The following is a 16,882-nucleotide window of genomic DNA, read 5'->3' as shown; positions in this document are numbered from 1 at the left end:
ACCACCCACGGACGTCGCCCTGGAGGGCTGAGCGTTCTGGGCGCCCCGCGCCCTGCTCAGCCCGGAAGGGTCCCCGCGGGAGCGACGGCCCGGACCACAGCGGAGGTAGGCAAGGAAGCTCTTGAAGGTGTTCTTCAGCCCTTGCCTGTGATCGCTTCGGAGCGGTGTTCGCAGGGCATCCAGGAAGCTCTTGGAGGTTTCTTCAGGCGTTGCCGGCGGTGGCTGCGATGGCTTCGAGGAAGGCTTCGGAGCGGTGTTCGTAGTTGCGGAAGCGGCCGTAGCTCGGGGCGGCCGGGGAGAGCAGGACGACGCCGCCGGGTGGGGTGACGGCGCGGGCGATGCGGACGGCGTCGGCGAGGTCGTCGGAGTGGTGGGTGGTGATCTTCGGGAGGCCGGACAACTCGGACAGGATGCGCGGGCCGCTGTCCGGCATGCCGATCACTGTGAGTTCGCGCGACGCGAGGAAGTCTCGCAACGGAGAGTAGTCGAGGCCACGGTCGGTGCCGCCGACCAGCACGGTGAGTGGCCGGCCGTCGTAGGCCTCGACGGCGTGCATCGTGGCGTAGGGCGCGGTGGAGAGGGTGTCGTCGACGAACGTGACGCCGGACGGGTCCTCGATCTCGGTCAGGCGGTGCGGGAGGCCCTGGAACGAGCGGACCGCGGCCTCCAGCTCGGAACGGGAGCCGATCACGTCGACGCCCATGCCGTCCAGCACGGCCAGCGCCACGCACAGGTTGCGCTCGTTGTGAGCACCCTTGAGCTGCAACGCCGCCCGGTCGAACAGGGCTTGGTCGCCGCACTTGACGAGGCCGTCCTCGACCCGGAAACGGGAGTCGCCGGCAGCCGCGCGGACGGGCGGGACGTCGTCGCGGGCGGTCACGCCGCGGAGCTCGTCGCGCAGGCGCTCGTCGACACCGTTGACCACGATCAGTTCCGGACCGTGGGCGAGGAGGTTGAGCTTGTCCCGGTAGTACTCCCGCTCGCCGCCGTGGGCGTCGAGGTGTTCCGGGAACAGGGACGTGACGACGGCCACCCGCGGGGAGTCGGTGAGGTCGGCGCACTGGTAGCTGGAGAGCTCGAGAACGTACAGCTCGGCCGGGGGGAGGTCGAGCAGGGGGACGCCGATGTTGCCGCCGTACGCGTTCGGGTGCCCGACCGCCGCCAGCAGGTGGCTGATCAGGCTGGAGGTGGTGCTCTTGCCCTTGCTGCCGGTGACGCCCACGGTCTGCGCGGCGTGGTCGGCCATCCAGAGCGCGCTGCCGCCGGTGATCGTGATGCCGCGGGAGCGCAGGTCCGCCATGAACGGGTGGGTGGACGGCACGCCGGGTGAACGGACGATCACGTCCGCGCTGGCCAGGGCCGCGAAGGCGTGCTCGCCACCGGCGAGAGGGGCGCGCGGGTCGTCCCACGGGTCCTCGAGGTAGCCGGCACCGTCGTTGACGGCGATCAGGCGGGACGGCTCGTGGGCGGCGATCGCGGCGACCGCGGCACGGCCCTCGCGACCGGTCCCCCAGACCGCCACCGATCGGCCACGCAGGTCTGCCAGGCGCACGTCATCTCCCCCAGGTCGTCTTTTCGCGGAACCGCATTAATATTGCCGGTCGGCCCTCAGACAGGAGTTCCCGGGTGCAGTTCGACGTCATGCGCTTCCCCTCGTACGCGTTCGACCCCTCGACCGGGGTCGCCACGTTCGACTACGTGCTCGACGGGCCGGAGCCGCTGGAGTTCACCGAGACGATCACGCTGCCGGTGCCGGCCGAGCCGCGGAGCCCGGAGACCCTGCATCGGGTCCTCGAGCTGCTGCACGTGGTCGCCGGAGTCAGCTACTACAAGGTCGGCGCCCCGCCCCGGATCGAAGCGCCGCGACCGGTCGCGCCCGAGGTGGCCGCCTGGTTCACCCGGATCTACACGGACGGGCTCGCGGAGTATGCGTACCGTAACCAGCTCCCGCACGTGCTGGAGCTGACCGTCGAGACGCCGGGCACGCTGCCCGCCGCGGCCCCGGTCCCGGTCACCGGGCGGCCGCTCTCCGCGGTCGGCGGCGGGAAGGACTCGATCGTCACGCTGGAGATCCTGCGGGCGGCCGGGCTCGACCCGGTGCCGTTCTCGGTCAACCCGAACCCGGTGATCGAGAACGTGAACGCCGCCTCGGGCCTGCCCGCGCTGGCCGCCCGGCGCCGGCTCGACCCGCGGCTGTTCGAGCTGAACAAGGCGGGCGCGCTGAACGGGCACATCCCGGTCACGGCGATCAACTCGCTGATCGCGATCGCCACCGCGGTCTGGCACGGGCTCGGCCCGGTGGTGATGTCGAACGAGCGCTCGGCCTCCGACCCGAACCTGATCTGGAACGGTCACGAGGTCAACCATCAGTGGTCCAAGGGGGTGCTCGCCGAGGGGCTTCTGCGGGACGCCGTGACGGCGCACACCGGGCTGGTCGACCCGTACTTCTCGCTGCTGCGGACGCTCTCCGAGCTGCACATCGCGCAGCTCTTCGCCGGTCACACAGCGTACGATGATGTTGTTACGTCCTGTAACAAGGCTTTCAAGCTGCACGACCCGACCGCGCGGTGGTGCGGTGACTGTCCGAAGTGCCGGTTCGTGTTCCTGGCGATGGCCCCGCACATGCCACGCGAGCGGCTGGCGCACATCTTCGGGCACGACCTGTTCGCCGACCAGGCACAGGTGCCGGGCTTCCTGGAGCTGCTCGGGGTCGACGCGCACAAGCCGTTCGAGTGTGTGGGCGAGGCCGAGGAGTGCCTGGTCGCGCTCTCGATGCTGACCGACGACGCGCCGGTGCTGGTGGCGCTGCGGGCGGCGGTGCCGGCCTCGGCGTGGGACGACGCGTCGCACAGCAACGTGTTCACGCCGGGCGGCGAGCACCACATCCCGGCGTCCTACCTGAAGATCCTCACCGACGCCCTCTGAGGCGCGTTCCGGAACTCGACCGGGGCCGCGGCGGGGTCGTGAGTGTGGCCGGCAACGGGCGCATCTCAGCCCCACCCGGCTACGGCAGCGGGGCGCACCTCAGCTCCACCCGGCTACGGCAGCGGGGCGCACCTCAGCTCCACCCGGCTACGGCACCGGTCGCGGCACGGCGGCTGTTGTGACACAGTCGACGGATCAAGGTGGCCCGACGCCGACGTTGGGAGAGGAACCGTCAGTGCCCGACGAAACCGGCGTGACCGGCGACCATGACCAAGCCACAGCTGTACGCCTGGAGCTGGCGGAGCGGGTCGTCGGCATCGAGCAGTGGGACCCGGACGCGCCGATCCCCTCGGTGGCGCTGATCGAGACGTTCCGTGAGCTTGCCGCCGCCGACCCCGCGTACCGGTCGGGTGTGCCGCTGATGGTGATCGCCGCGTCGCGGCATCTGGGCAGCGTGGGCCGTGTCGATGCGGCGCTGCCGCCGGCCGGGGAGGCCGTGACGCTGGCCCGTGAGCTGGGTGACGAGCCCACGGTGGCCACCGCGGTGGACAACCTGGCACTGTGGCTTGCCCGGTCCGGCCGGCCGGCCGGCCGAGGCATGGGCCTGCGCGAGCGCCTGTCCGAGACGTACGGCTCGCGCTTTCTCCCCGACCTCATGCTTTCGCTGAACACGGAGTCCACCGCGCTCGCCCGATCGGGCCGCCTCGAGGAGGCGCTGGCCGCCGGTGAACGCTGCACCGCTGTCGCCCGCGCCACGGCCGGCGCCGACCCCGAGTACCGGGACCAGCTCGCCGCCGCTCTCAGCGACCTTTCCGCGCTGCTGGCCCGGAGTAACCGCCCCGCAGAGGCGATGCGGGCGGCCAAGGAGTCGCTGGCGCTGTACCAGATGCTCGACCGCGAGACCGGCGGCTACCGCGGCGACGTGATCGCCGGCTTGCGGGAGGTGGCCGCCCGGTACCAGGAACAGGGTAAGAGCTTCCGGGCTCAGATCTTCGCCCGTCAGGCCGCGGCCATGGCGCAGGGCGGCTCGTGAGACGCCTGGCCGGTGCCGCGGCCATGGCGCTGGGAGACTCGTGAGACGCCTGGCCGCTGCCGCGGCCGAGTCCCGGTAGCAAGGCCTCACGGGCATTGGAGGACGAGCCAGGTGCGGTCGAAGGCGCCGGCCGCGAGATCCTGGCGGCGGATCCAGTAGTAGAGGCGCCCCGCATCGCCCCAGATCCAGTCCATCTCGTCGTCGGTGTCGATCTGCCACAGCAGGAGCCAGTCGGGGGCGCCCGGCGTCAGCTCCTCGACCCGCGCGCCCTCCACCCCGGCCGGGTTGCCGTGGTGCACGCCGTTCGCGGCGAGCTGGCACTCCAGCTGCATCGGCCCCTGCACCGGGTCGGGCCACCCGAAGACCCGGTGCAATGGCACCCGCTCGTCGTTCTCCAGGGAGCCGTAGAAGTCCTCGACCGGGTCATGGCGCTGCCACCAGTGCCTCTCCCCGCGTACGGCCTCGACCGGCGGCTCGCCGATCGCGGGCACGGTGCAGACCCTCGTGGCGGTGACGGCGTGCGCCGTGAACGACTCGCCGGAGAGCGGAACGGCCTCGTCCACCGGGGTCGCGGTCACCCGCCAGTGGCCGGCGTCGCCGGGGTCGAAACCCCACCGCTGCTCCGCCCAGTCGTAGAAGAAGCCGAGGACGGTCCGCGGCGGCAGCAGCGGGACACCGAGGCGGGCGTTGACGTCGTCGGTGCCGAGCTGGCCCAGGAACGCCTGCGGGTTGCCCGACGGGGAGTGCGGCCAGGTCGTGCCCGGCGCCAGCAGGGGCAGACCGCCGAGGCGGGTCCCCGCGGCATCAGGGGCGCACTCCGCGGCGACGGTCAGGCGCAGCGACGGCAGGGCCGTCTCCGTCAGCACGGCACGCAGGGGCGGGGCGGCCGCCCCGAGCAGGTGATCGTCGATCTCCGCCACGGAGAAAGTCTGCCCGACTGCGGCGTGCCGGTGAGGAGGATCCGCCACCTACGGCGAAAGGGACGGGATCACTCGGGGGCGTCGTGGTGGATCCGGGCCGGGGAGACGCCCAGTTGCCGCAGCGCCATGCTCGTCGCCGCCAGCATCAGCGGCGGCCCGGCCAGGTAGACCTCGTGCCGCGACCACTCCCCGTAGGCCGCGACCGCGTCCGTGACCAGCCCGAACGGGTACGGCCCCGGGTCGCCCTCGGACACCACCGGAACGACCGTCGCGCGCGGCGCCTGCCGGGACAGCGCCATCAGCGCGTCGAGGTCGTACATCTCGCTCAGATTCCGCACCCCCCAGAAGAGCACCGCCGGGCGCGGGTCCCGCACCGCCGCGAGGTGGGCGAGCATCGCTTTCATCGGGGCGACCCCGGTGTCGCCCGCGATCATCAGCACGCCCCGGCCCGGCTCGGCCGGCAGCCCCATCTCGCCCTCGGCGCGGCTGACCCGGATGCGATCGCCGACCCGGGTGTCGTGCACGAGCGTGCCGCTCACCCCGGTCTCCGTCTTCGCCCGGACGTGCAGCTCGATCACGTCGTCCAGCGCCGGGGCGCCGGCCAGCGAGTACGGCCGCCAGATGCCGGGCACGCCGGCGACCTCGACCCGGGCATACTGCCCCGGGCGCCACGGCAGCGGCAGGAACGGCCGCAGCCGCACCACGGCGAGGTCAGGGCGGCGCAGCTCGTGGCTGATCACCTCGGCGTCCCAGATGGTCGGCTGGTAGGCGACCAGCGTGCCGCCGTGCACCAGCCACTCGTAGACGTGCTGCCACGTCCACCGCCACGCCTGATCGAACTCCTGCCGCCAGACACCCGGCGCCATCCCGGCCCGGGTCGCCTCGGCGAGGGCCGCGCCGACCAGCTGCAACTGGTTCCACTGCAGGCCGCACTCGGCGAGCGCCGCGCCGAGCTGCCCGCAGCCGGCGACCACGGCCGGCGGGTCGTCGAGCCGGTGCACGAGCCAGGCGAGCGCGCGGGCGAGCTGAACGCGCTGGGATTCTGGCGTGCCGGGCAGCGAGGTGAGCAGGGCCGGCTGGGCCTGCAGCAGCGCGTGCCAGAGGCGCCCGGCCACCTCGTCGACGCCGCCGGCGAAGGTCAGGCTGGTGCTGAGCAGCCGCTGCGTGTCGCGCAACGCCATCGTGTCGCCCGGGTCCATGCCGTCGCCGGGCAGGTTGCGCCGGGTGGCTTTCTGGGCGAAGTGCGCGGCATACTCCGCAGGGGTGACGGAGGGGAACTCGGTGCCGGTGGGGCCGATCGGGCGCGGCGCCGCGACGCCGGGCACGGCCGGGACCGGGCCGACCGGGCCGGAAGGGTTCACGCCGGTGATCGGATTGACCCGATTGACGGGTACGCCGTAGGCCGCGCTCGCCCCGGCGCGATCCGGCCCCGCGGAGCGCCCGCCCAGGCCGGAGCGGCCCAGCACGGCACCCTGACCGCCACGCCAGAGCAGCTCGGAGCCGGCGCCGCGGGGCTGCGGGCCGTCACCGCGCGGGGTGCGTGGTGGCTCGGCCGGGCCCTGCGGCGAGGACCCTGCCCGGCCGGTGGCACCGACCCCGCCGACCCGCCCCGGGGACGACGCGTCCACCGGCGGCGGCTCCGCGTTGTCGCCGGCCGCGGCGTCGGCACCCGATCTCACGACAGCGGAATCCGGCCGGGAACCCGGCAGCACCGGCCGCGGCACGGGCGGAGAATCCCCCTCGGCGGTCTTCGCCTTGGCGATCTCGGACAGCGCGGCAGCCGTGTCCGCGGCGCCGGCCGCCGCCGCGTCGGGCGCGCTCTGCCGGAGCCGGATCGCCCGGAGCAGGCCGAGCAGATGGGGGTCTGATCCCTGACCAGACGACATCTGACACCCCCATGACCGAGACGGACAACCAGCACCTGCGTCCATCTTCCCGCACGGTGCGCCCGTCGACACCCCGTAGACGACCATCGGCACGGCCCGCCCGTGGTTGTCGTCCGTTCAGCCGCCGTGAACCGCCGGACCGGCGTATCGGCAGAATGCTGATGTGCCAGCCACCGCCATCACCGACCCCGACGACCCCCGGATCGGCGACTACCGCGCCCTGACGGACCTCGAGCTGCGGACCCGATGGGAGCCGCCGAACGGCCTGTTCATCGCCGAGGGGGAGCTGGTCATCCAGCGGGCCCTGCGCGCCGGGTACCGGATGCGCTCGGCGCTCGTCGACGAGAAACGCGCCGATCAGCTGACCGGGCTGCCCGGCGACGCGCCGCTCTACACCGCGGCGCCGCCGGTCCTGGAGTCGATCACCGGCTTCCACGTGCACCGCGGGATCCTCGCCTCGTTCCACCGCCGCCCGCAGCCCACGCTCGGCGAGCTGCTCACGACGGCGCGGAACCTGGCCGTGCTGGAGGGCCTGAACACGCACACGAACCTCGGCGCGCTGTTCCGCAGCGCCGCGGCGCTCGGCATCGACGCGATCGTGCTCTCGCCGAACTGCGCGGACCCGCTCTACCGCCGCGCGGTCCGGGTCAGCATGGGCGAGGTGTTCGCGATCCCGTACACCAGGACCGACACCTGGCCGGATCCGCTCACCACCATCCGCGACGCCGGTTTCACCCTGCTCGCGATGACACCCGCGCCCGACGCGGTCGCCCTTCAGGACCTCACCCCCGATCAGCGCGTACGGCCCGCGCTGCTCCTCGGGGCGGAAGGTCCCGGCCTCACCGGTCAGGCGTTGAAGGCCAGTGACGTCCGGGTCGCCATCCCGATGCACAACGACGTGGACTCCCTGAACGTGGCCACGGCCGCCGCGATCACGTTCTACGAGTTGACGCGCGACGCGCCGCGCTGAGCGGGTCAACCGCCGTACGCGGGAAGCCTCTGGCAGATCTCTGCGGTGTCGGGCCCGGCTCCGGTCGGACCCGGCGCTGGGCTAGCTCACCTGGTAGGTGACGTGAGTGGCCTGGCTCGACGGGCGCGCGTGCACCTGGCGCAGCTGCCGCACCCGGGCGCCGGTGAAGAGCGGAGTGCCCGCGCCCAGCAGAACCGGGGCGAGGTGCAGCCGCAGCTCGTGAACAAGCCCGGCGTCGAGCGCGCCCCGGATCACCTCGGCCCCGCCCATGATCACGACGTCCCGCTCGCCGGCGATCGACGCGCCCTTCGCCACCGCGCTCGCCACACCGTCGACCACGAACGTCATCCGGTCGGCCAGCCGCACGTGCTCCGGCGGGGTGCGGGTGACCACGAGCACCGGCGGGTCGGCGGCACGGCTCCCGCCGTACCCCATCTCGTCGTTCCAGCCGCCGGGCGCGTCGATGATGTCGAACAGGCGCCTGCCCATGATGACCGCGCCGGTGGCGGCGACCGTCTCGTCCAGCACGCCGGCGTCGACCGGGTCGGGGTGCAGCGCCCAGGTGTGCAGCGCCAGGCCGCCGTCGCCCATGCCGTTGGCGGCGCTCACGTTCGGGCCGGTCACGAATCCGTCCAGCGACATCGAGATGTCGGCGATCACTCGGGTCATGCCGACGAGTCTGCCGAGTTCAGGAGGGCGGCACCAGCCTCGAGGCCGGGCCAGGAGCGCGGCGCCGGCTTCTGGGAGGCCCCTGAGGAGCTCAGGAGCGTGGCACCAGGCGGCCGCCCGTCCACGCCAGGCCCATGCCGGCGGCGAGCAGCAGCAGGGCTCCGACCGTGGGCAGCGGCTTCACCGCGTACGACCCGGCGCCGATCGCGACAGCGGCCAGCATCAGCAGCACCCCGTCGGCCGGGTTGACCAGCTGGGAGCGGAACACCGCCCAGCCGAGCAGCAGCACCCCGGCGCCGGAGACCGCGCACGCCGTCTCCACCAGGATCGGCACCTGTTCCGGGCTCATCGCGACCGCGGCCGCGGCGGTCTCCTCGGGCAGCGCGGCCAGCGGCAGCAGCAGGGTGGCGCCGGCCAGGGCCAGGAGCAGGCCGGTCATCGCGATCCGCCGGGTGCGTGACCCGGCGAGCAGGCCGGCCAGCGCGATCAGCGCGATGGTGGCGAGCCAGGCGGCGAGCAGGCCCACCGGGAGCGGGCCGGGCGGGACGTTGACGCCCAGGGTGAACCAGCCGTAGAGGACCGCGGCGGCGGGCAACGCCCACAGGGCCAGCCGGGCGAACCTCCGCACCGACCAGATCCACACGGCGTCCCGTACCGGCAGCAGGTAGTGGTCCGCGGAGGACCCGGCCGGCGCGGCGCCGACCCAGGCCGGCGCGACCCGCAGGGGCCGGCCGCTCGCGGTTTGACGATGGCTGATGCTCATGGCTCCGCCTCGCTCGCAGGGATGACACGCCGAGCGGCCGGGGCGCCGGTCGGAAATCCGAGTCGAAGCATGACAAATCCACGGCAACGTGTGAGCCGTATCTCAGAAATCTCCGGAAAAGCCGGACGGCCTGCCCGATTCGGGGCAGGCCGTCCTCAGAAGTGCTGCTCAGGCGCGCTCGGGCTGGTTCGCACCGTTGTAGTCGGCCCCGCCGATCGCCGACGACGGCGGCACCGGCTGCGGCGCCTCCAGCGCGGCGGTCGCGTCCGGGTCCGCGGAGACCTGCGCCTCGGCCGCCTTCACTTCGGCGTTCACCCGCTGCGCCTCGGCCGACGCGGCCGCGGCCGCCGCGACCGCCTCACGCTCGACGGCACCCGCGTCGACGCCCGACTTCGGCACGTCGCCGACCATGCTCGCCAGGCCGCCGAGCGCGCCGCCCAGACCCTCGAGGGCCTTGGTCAGCTCGGTCGGCACGATCCACACCTTGTTGGCCGAGCCGTTCGCGATCTGCGGCAGCGCCTGAAGGTACTGGTAGGCCAGCACCTTCTGGGACGGGTTCGCGTTGTGGATCGCGTCGAACACCGTACGGATGGCCTTGGCCTGGCCCTCGGCCTGAAGGATCCGCGACTGCCGGTCACCGTCGGCCCGGAGCACCGCGGCCTGCTTCTCACCCTCGGCGGTGAGAATCTGCGCCGCCTTGTGACCCTCGGCGTTCAGGATCGTGGCGCGGCGCTCCCGCTCGGCGCGCATCTGCTTCTCCATCGAGTCGCGGATGCTCGGCGGCGGCTCGATCGCCTTGATCTCCACCCGGGTGACCTTGATGCCCCACCGGCCGGTGGTCTCGTCCAGCACCGTGGACAGGTGACGGTTGATCTCCTCGCGGCTGGTCAGCGCCCGCTCCAGGTCCAGCGAGCCGATGACGTTACGCAGCGTGGTGACCGTGAGCTGCTCGATCGCCTGCAGGAAGTTGGCGATCTCGTAGGTCGCCCGCACCGGGTCGACGACCTTGAAGTAGAGCACCGTGTCGATCGAGACGACCAGGTTGTCCGAGGTGATGACGGGCTGCGGCGGGAAGGAGACGACCTGTTCCCGCATGTCGACCTTGCTGCGCACCGCGTCGACGAACGGGACCAGCACGTTCAGGCCGGGGCTGAGGGTGCGCTTGTACTTACCGAGCCGCTCGACGACGTCCATCCGCTGCTGCGGGACGATCCGGATCGACCGGACGATGGTGATCACCGCGAACAGCACGATGACTATGACGAGGACTGCGACGACAGCTCCCATGGCGCGCCTCTCTATCTGTGTGACTGATGGGTTTCTCAGTGATCGGGCAGGTCATCGTGCCAGACGAGGGCGGTGGCGCCACGCACCTTCACCACGCGGACCCGCTGACCGGCGGCGAACGTCTCGTGACCGTCGAACGAGCGGGCCTGCCAGATCTCCCCCTCGATCCGGATCTGCCCGTGGTCGGCGTCCACATCCTCCAGCACCAGGCCGTGATGACCCTCCATGGCCTCGATGCCGAACGGGGTGTCACCGGACTCCAGCGCCGAGCGGGCATGCCGCATCACCACCGGACGGATCGCCGCCACCGACAGCCCGGAGACCACGGCGAACACGATGACCTGCAGGAGCAGGTTCGCACCGAGAGCGGCGGCCCCGGCCGCGGCGCCGGCGCCGGCCGCGAAGAAGATGATCAGGAAGGACGCGGTGAAAGCCTCACCGATCACCAGGGCGATGGCGAGGACGATCCAGAGTACGGCTGCCACATCATCGATCGTGTCACGTCCACGCATCCCCGGCGATGCCCTGATTTCGCGTAGCCGAATGCTGCTCGGACAGTTAGACCCGTCAGTCGCACCACAGGAGGACCCCCACCGTGACACTGCTTCCGGAAACCACCCGGCGGATCGACGAGATCGCCGCCCGGGCCCAGGCGCACGGCCGCGTGCCGTCACTGGCCCTGGCAGTGGTGCGGGACCGCGCGGTGCTGCACTTCGCGGGCGCCGGGGAGAACCCTCGTCCGGACCCGAAAACGCAGTACCGGCTCGGCTCGATCACCAAGACGATCACCGCGACGCTGGTCATGCAGCTGCGCGACGAGGGTTTCTTCGCCCTCGACGACCTGCTCTACCGCCACCTGCCCGGCACCCCGATCGGCGGTGTCACGCTGCGCCAGCTGCTCGGGCACGTGTCCGGGCTGCAGCGCGAGCCGGACGGCCCGTGGTGGGAGCGCCACGCCGGGGGTGACGTCGACCAGCTGCTGGCCGGGCTGACCTACGAGAAGCTGACCGGCCCGCCGTTCCGCCGTTACCGTTACTCGAACCTCGCCTACGGCCTGCTCGGTGCGGTGCTCGCCCGCGTCACCGGGCAGAGCTGGGCCGACCTGGTGACCAAACGCGTGCTCGACCCGCTCGGCATGAAACGCACCAGCCTTCTGCCCCTCGAGCCGTACGCCCGCGGTTACGTCGTTCATGGGCTGGACGGGACGCTGCACGAGGAGCCGCGCCCGGACTCCGGCGCGATGGCCCCGGCCGGCCAGCTCTGGTCGACCGTCACCGACATGGCCAAGTGGGCCGGTTTCCTCGCCGACCCCGCGCCGGCCGTCCTGGCCCGCGAGACCGTCGACGAGATGTGCAGCCCGGTCGCCATCGCCGACCTCGAATCCTGGACGGTCGGGCACGGCCTCGGCCCGCAGCTGTTCCGGGTCGGCGAGCGCGTCTACGCCGGGCACGGCGGCTCGATGCCCGGCTACGTCTCACACCTGGCCGTGCACCGCCGCAGCCGGATGGGCGTCGTCGTCTTCGCCAACGCCTACGGCCTCGGCGGCAGCGAGCACATCAAGGATCTCAGCCTGCGCACCCTCACCACCGTCCTGGACAGCGAACCCGAGGCGCCGGTCGCCGCCTGGCAGCCACCCGCGCCGCCGCGCGGCGAGGCCGCGGAGATCTGCGGGCGCTGGTGGTGGATGGGCCGCGAGTACGACATCGTGCCGGACGGCGAGAACCTGGTGATGATCGGGCCGCACCACCGGACCGTGTTCCGCCGGGAAGCGCCGGACCGCTGGCGCGGCACGACCGGCGACAACGAGGGCGAGGTCCTGTCGGTGCTGCGCTCCCCCGAGGGCACGACCTCCGCGATCGACATCGCCACCTTCGTGTTCAGTCGCGATCCGCGGCATCTCGCTTAGCGGGGGCTCGTCCACCTCACGGCTTCCCGGGGCGATCTCCGTGGCGGGTCGAGCTCACCCCGGCCCCGGCTGGTGCTCACGGTCGGTATGACGCCCGATGACAACCGTGACCACCAGCTCACGGCGGCCGGCTGGCCCTGACGGGTGTTATGAGGCGCGATAGCACCCCCTGAGCACCAGCCAGGGCCGGGAGCGCGGCAGCCGCCAGAAAGTGGACCGCGGCCTCGCGGACAGCGTCACGGAGTGCCCACTCACCACGCGGCCCCAGCCGCCACGCAGTCACGCAGTCCCCAGGCGCCACGGAGTCCCCGACCACCACGGAGTCCCCACCCACCACCGGGGGGCGAACCCACGACCATTGTCGCGCGCCAAGCCAAGGTCACGCCGGCTGCCTGTGGACAACGCGCTGATGTGGAAAGCTTGACACCTGGTCAGGCGGGGGTCAGGGCCGGCTCGCGGGCAGGGACGGGAGTGGTCAGGCCGAGAGCCAGGCCGGCGCCGACCGTCGTCATGCCGAGCCACACGAGCGGGCCGGGAGTGGGACCGCCGAGCGCCATGCCGGTCAGGGCCGCGGAGATGGGCGCCACTCCGGTCAGCAGGCCCGCCCGGCCGGGGCCGAGACGGGTCACGCAGGTGTACCAGAGGAGGAACGCCACGGCCGTCACCGCCATCGCGAGGTAGGCGCCGGCCAGCACGTCGTCCGGGTGCACGCGCAGGATCGCGGACGGGCCCTCGACGACCACGCCGGACACGCCGAACAGGACCGCCGCCATCCACGTCGCGTGGACGGAGACGCCGAGCGGGCCGTGCCGGTCCAGCACCGGGATCGCGAGCAGGGTGAACAGCGCCTCGCAGACGAACGTGACCACCGCCCACAGGACGCCGGCGCCGTCGGCCCGGCCCAGGCCCTCGACCAGGATCGCGCCGAGCGTGACCACGGCCGCGGCCGGCAGCACCCGACGCCGAGGCCCGCGACCGACGAGGGCGAGCAGGATCGGGACGCAGGCGACGGCGACGCCGAGGACGGCCGGCTCGGCGTGGCGGGCGCCGTGGACCAGGGCGATGTTGAAGACCAGGAGGCCGGCCACGGTGACGCCGAGCAGCCAGAGCCATTCCGGGCCCTGGGGGCGGCGCAGGGGCGTACGGGTCCGGGACGCCCAGAGCAGCAGCAGAGCGCACGCCACGGCGTACCGGAAAGCCTGGATCGTCAGGTTCGGCGCGTCGGCCAGGTAGCCGGAGACTGCGACGCTGCCGCCGACGAAGACCATGCCGGTCGCGCCGGCGAGGATGGGTAACGCCTTCATGCACTCCATGCTCGGGGCGAGTATGGTCCGGTTCGAGGACCAATCCCGGCGGGATGAGGTGGACCAATTCCGGGCTCGGACTTTCTGCAGCTGCGGCCCGGCGAGGCGCCCGCCAAAGGGCTGACCGGGTGGCTGACCGACGGGCTGCGGCGCGCGATCGCGGCCGGACGGCTCGCGCCCGGGACACGACTGCCGGCGACCCGGCTGCTCGCGGCCGAGCTCGGCGTCTCGCGGGGTGTCGTGGTGCAGGCATACCAGCGGCTGGTCGACGAAGGACTCGCGAGCGCGCGGACCGGCTCGGGGACCGTGGTGGCGCGCGACGCGGCGGTCCCGCCGAGACCCGCCGCGGACCGGCGACGGACCCTGCACGAGCTGCGGCTGCCGCTGTCCACGCCGGACGGCATCGACCTGAACCTGTCCCCCGGGGTGCCCGATCTCGCCGCTTTCCCGCGCGCGGCATGGCTACGGGCGGAGCGTGCGGTGCTCGATCGGGTGACCGCTTCTGATCTGGGTTACGGCGACCCCGGGGGCAGCCCGCGACTGCGGGGTGAGCTTGTCGGGTGGCTCGCCCGTACCCGCGGAATCCGGGCCGACGCGGACGACGTCCTGGTGTGCGGCGGCGTAGCGCAAGGTCAAGCGCTCCTCGCGCAGGTTCTGGTGGCCCGCGGCGCAGCCGCCATGGCCGTGGAGGATCCGGGATCGCGCGGCACCCGCGATCAATTGACCCATTGGGGGGTACGCACCGAGCCCGTCCCCATTGACCGGAACGGAATACTCGTCGGCCCGCTGCGGGAAACCGGCGCGACCACCGTCGTGCTGACCCCGGCGCACCAGTTCCCGACCGGCGTCGTGCTCGCCCCGGACCGTCGTCGCGAGCTGCTGGCCTGGGCCGGTGAGGACGACCGCCTGATCGTGGAGGACGACTACGACGCGGAGCACCGCTACGACCGCACGCCCGTCGCCGCGCTGCAGGGCTCGGCTCCGGAGCAGGTGGCGTACCTGGGAAGCATCTCGAAATCGCTGGCGCCCGGGATGCGGCTCGGCTGGCTGATCGCGCCACGGCGCCTGCAGGCCGACCTGCTCGCCGCGAAGCACGCCAGTGACCTGGGCAGTTCCGCGTTGCCGCAGCTGGTGCTGGCCGAGCTGCTGACGAACGGCGACTACGAGCGGCACCTGCGGACCGTGCGGGCCCGGCAACGCGCGCGACGCGACGCCCTGCTCGCCGGGTTGCGCGCGCATCTGCCGCAGGCCCGCGTCCGTGGCGTCGCGGCCGGGCTGCACCTGCTCGTCGAGCTGCCGTCCGGGGACGACGTCGCGATCGCCGAGCAGGTGCGGGCCACGGGTGTGCTGGTGCATCCGCTCTCCTGGCACCGGCGGTTGCCCGGCCCGCCCGGCCTGGTCCTGGGTTACGCCGCGCAGACCCCGGACCGCCTGATCGAGGCGGCGGCCCGGATCGGCCAGGCGCTCAGTCCTCCACGACCGTGACGTGGTCGATGAGGCGTTCCATCGAGTTGATCAAGGGGGTCTCGACGTCCTTGTAGCTGTGGACCGAAGCGAGGATCTTACGCCACATGTCCTGCGGGGTGCGGACGCCGACGGCTTGGCAGACGCCTTCCTTCCACGGGCGACCCGGCGGGATGACCGGCCACTTGCTCAGGCCGACGCGCTCGGGTTTGACGGCCTGCCAGACATCCACGTACGGATGGCCGGTGATCAACACGTCCGGGTGGGTGACGGAGGCCACGATCCGGCTCTCCTTCGAGCCCGGGACCAGGTGGTCGACGAGCACCCCGAGCCGGCGGCGCGGGCCCGGCCCGAACTCGCGGACCGCTGAGGCCAGGTCGTCGATGCCGTCCAGCGGCTCCACCACCACACCCTCGATGCGCAGGTCGTCGCCCCAGATCCGCTCGACCAGAGCCGCGTCGTGGATGCCCTCCACCCAGATCCGGCTGGCCTTCGCGACCTGCGCCGTGACGCCCGCCACAGCGATCGACCCGGACGCCGTGATCCGGCGCTGCGGCGGAGTCGCCGACGGGGCCGGTTTCCGCAGCGTGACCGGCTGACCGTCGAGCAGGAACGCGGCCGGCGCGAGCGGGAAGTTGCGCCGCTTGCCGAACCGGTCCTCCAGCACGACCGCGCCGAGCTCGAACCCGACCACCGCACCGCAGAAGCCGGAGTCCGCGTCCTCGACCACCAGGTCGGGCTCGGCGTCCACCTCCGGAACGGTCTTACGCCGGCGCCAGTTGCCGGACAGCACATCCTCCCCATACATGGGTCGCACGGTAACCCGTACTTTTGGACACGCCGGGGTGACGCTCCGAGTCGAGACAAGGTTCCGGGGTGGCACGTACCCTTGCTCGCATGCATTCCGCAGCAGATGCGGCCACCCGCACCGCACGCCGGTCCACCCGATTCGTGGCCTGGGTGCGGGCCTGGCGCGCCGGACTGGTTCCGTTCGACGACCTGGCCGACGAGATCGCCGCCGACGAGGAGCACCTCGTCGCCGATGCTCCGGGCACCTGGACCGACGTGCCGCTCGGCCAGGGCCTGCCGATCTTCGCGAAGCTGCACCCGGACGACATCCGGCTGGTCCTCCCGGTGCCCGGCGACCCACGCGGGCTGCCCGGCCCGGGCCCGCTGACCGGCGCCGCGCTGCTGGCCGGTGAGGCGGTCATCACTCCCGGGTTCGGGCTGGTGCCCGAGGTGCGGCGGCACACGTCCGGCTCCGGAGTGGAGTTCGAGACCGTCGTCTGGCAGGTGCTGCCCGCCCCCGAGCACCGGCCGGTGTTCCAGATGGGCGCGGCCGAGGCCGAGGCGCAACTGACGGCGGCGCTCGGCGAGGCCACCACCCGGCTCACCAGACTGGACGTGGCGCAGTGGAAACCCGAGCTGGCCGGGGCGTTGCAGGCGCTGCGCCGGCCGGAGAGCACGGCCACCCTGCCGCCCGGGTTCGACCCGCGGTCCCGGCGGCTGTTCGCCCGGGCCAGCGTGCTCGACCAGGTGCTGGCGCTCGCCGGGACGAACGCGCCCGGCGGGGCTGTCAACGGCTACGAGGCGCAGCAGCGGGACGAGGCGTTGCGGCCGCTCACCGCGGCGTGCCGGCAGGCGCTGGTCGCAGCGTGCAACGCGCCGCTGAACGCATGAGCGAGCCTGCGAGCGAATCATCGGGCTCGGAGGGGGCGGCATGAGCCGGCCCCGAGCGGGCGGCATGAGCCGGCT

15 protein-coding genes are annotated in these 16,882 nt (G+C 72.7%); 6 read left to right on the top strand and 9 right to left on the bottom strand.

The features are described from left to right. Window positions 1-202: 202 nt before the first annotated feature. Window positions 203-1,552 (bottom strand): UDP-N-acetylmuramoyl-L-alanine--D-glutamate ligase, encoded by a 1,350-nt coding sequence (murD, locus tag Acy02nite_RS06830; protein WP_203738957.1) that lies wholly within the window; start codon window positions 1,550-1,552, stop codon window positions 203-205. Window positions 1,553-1,626: 74 nt separating this feature from the next. Between murD and Acy02nite_RS06825 the strand changes: the two genes are divergently transcribed. Then, window positions 1,627-2,925, top strand: a complete 1,299-nt coding sequence (locus Acy02nite_RS06825; protein ID WP_486303522.1) for a MurL-like N-terminal domain-containing — start codon at window positions 1,627-1,629, stop codon at window positions 2,923-2,925. Window positions 2,926-3,160: 235 nt separating this feature from the next. Further along, window positions 3,161-3,958 carry a tetratricopeptide repeat protein gene (locus Acy02nite_RS06820; protein ID WP_203738956.1) on the top strand — a complete coding sequence of 266 codons (798 nt, stop codon included), beginning with the start codon at window positions 3,161-3,163 and terminating at the stop codon, window positions 3,956-3,958. A gap of 86 nt (window positions 3,959-4,044) precedes the next feature. Here the strand turns inward: Acy02nite_RS06820 and Acy02nite_RS06815 are convergent, their stop codons facing one another. Next, window positions 4,045-4,878: a YwqG family protein gene (locus Acy02nite_RS06815; protein ID WP_203738955.1), complete on the bottom strand. Its 834-nt coding sequence runs from the start codon at window positions 4,876-4,878 to the stop codon at window positions 4,045-4,047. Window positions 4,879-4,946: 68 nt separating this feature from the next. Continuing rightward, entirely contained in the window at window positions 4,947-6,764 is a 1,818-nt protein-coding gene (locus tag Acy02nite_RS06810) for a flavohemoprotein (RefSeq protein WP_203738954.1), read from the bottom strand. Window positions 6,765-6,927: 163 nt separating this feature from the next. Here Acy02nite_RS06810 and Acy02nite_RS06805 point away from each other — a divergent pair, with 163 nt between their 5' ends. After that, a complete protein-coding gene (locus Acy02nite_RS06805; RefSeq protein ID WP_203738953.1) occupies window positions 6,928-7,734 on the top strand; it encodes a TrmH family RNA methyltransferase in 807 nt (268 codons plus the stop codon). A gap of 81 nt (window positions 7,735-7,815) precedes the next feature. Here the strand turns inward: Acy02nite_RS06805 and Acy02nite_RS06800 are convergent, their stop codons facing one another. From Acy02nite_RS06800 to Acy02nite_RS06785, 4 genes are all read right to left on the bottom strand, one after another. Then, window positions 7,816-8,403: a dihydrofolate reductase family protein gene (locus Acy02nite_RS06800; RefSeq protein WP_203738952.1), complete on the bottom strand. Its 588-nt coding sequence runs from the start codon at window positions 8,401-8,403 to the stop codon at window positions 7,816-7,818. A 91-nt stretch (window positions 8,404-8,494) separates the two neighbouring features. After that, on the bottom strand, window positions 8,495-9,166 hold the full coding sequence (locus Acy02nite_RS06795) for a hypothetical protein (protein ID WP_203738951.1): 672 nt from the start codon (window positions 9,164-9,166) through the stop codon (window positions 8,495-8,497). Window positions 9,167-9,334: 168 nt separating this feature from the next. Next, on the bottom strand, window positions 9,335-10,453 hold the full coding sequence (locus tag Acy02nite_RS06790; protein WP_203738950.1) for an SPFH domain-containing protein: 1,119 nt from the start codon (window positions 10,451-10,453) through the stop codon (window positions 9,335-9,337). Between the two features lie 35 nt (window positions 10,454-10,488). Then, window positions 10,489-10,965, bottom strand: coding sequence for an NfeD family protein (locus Acy02nite_RS06785; RefSeq protein WP_425548142.1), 477 nt, complete (start codon window positions 10,963-10,965; stop codon window positions 10,489-10,491). A gap of 83 nt (window positions 10,966-11,048) precedes the next feature. Here Acy02nite_RS06785 and Acy02nite_RS06780 point away from each other — a divergent pair, with 83 nt between their 5' ends. After that, complete coding sequence (locus Acy02nite_RS06780; RefSeq protein ID WP_203738948.1) at window positions 11,049-12,359, top strand: serine hydrolase domain-containing protein; 1,311 nt, start codon at window positions 11,049-11,051, stop codon at window positions 12,357-12,359. Between the two features lie 431 nt (window positions 12,360-12,790). Here Acy02nite_RS06780 and Acy02nite_RS06775 read toward each other — a convergent pair whose 3' ends face one another. Next, window positions 12,791-13,663 carry a DMT family transporter gene (locus Acy02nite_RS06775; protein ID WP_203738947.1) on the bottom strand — a complete coding sequence of 291 codons (873 nt, stop codon included), beginning with the start codon at window positions 13,661-13,663 and terminating at the stop codon, window positions 12,791-12,793. Between the two features lie 66 nt (window positions 13,664-13,729). Here Acy02nite_RS06775 and pdxR point away from each other — a divergent pair, with 66 nt between their 5' ends. Beyond that, window positions 13,730-15,148, top strand: a complete 1,419-nt coding sequence (gene pdxR, locus Acy02nite_RS06770) for a MocR-like pyridoxine biosynthesis transcription factor PdxR (protein ID WP_203739029.1) — start codon at window positions 13,730-13,732, stop codon at window positions 15,146-15,148. Here the strand turns inward: pdxR and Acy02nite_RS06765 are convergent. Beyond that, on the bottom strand, window positions 15,129-15,935 hold the full coding sequence (locus Acy02nite_RS06765; RefSeq protein ID WP_203738946.1) for a DUF3097 domain-containing protein: 807 nt from the start codon (window positions 15,933-15,935) through the stop codon (window positions 15,129-15,131). The two genes, pdxR and Acy02nite_RS06765, sit on opposite strands and share 20 nt — an antisense overlap. A gap of 89 nt (window positions 15,936-16,024) precedes the next feature. Here Acy02nite_RS06765 and Acy02nite_RS06760 point away from each other — a divergent pair, with 89 nt between their 5' ends. Further along, window positions 16,025-16,807 (top strand): Rv1486c family protein, encoded by a 783-nt coding sequence (locus Acy02nite_RS06760; RefSeq protein WP_203738945.1) that lies wholly within the window; start codon window positions 16,025-16,027, stop codon window positions 16,805-16,807. The last annotated feature ends 75 nt before the right edge of the window (window positions 16,808-16,882 follow it).

The sequence above is a fragment of the Actinoplanes cyaneus genome (assembly GCF_016862095.1).
Taxonomy (GTDB): Bacteria; Actinomycetota; Actinomycetes; order Mycobacteriales; family Micromonosporaceae; genus Actinoplanes; species Actinoplanes cyaneus.
This window is presented reverse-complemented; position numbering and strand designations above follow the sequence as displayed.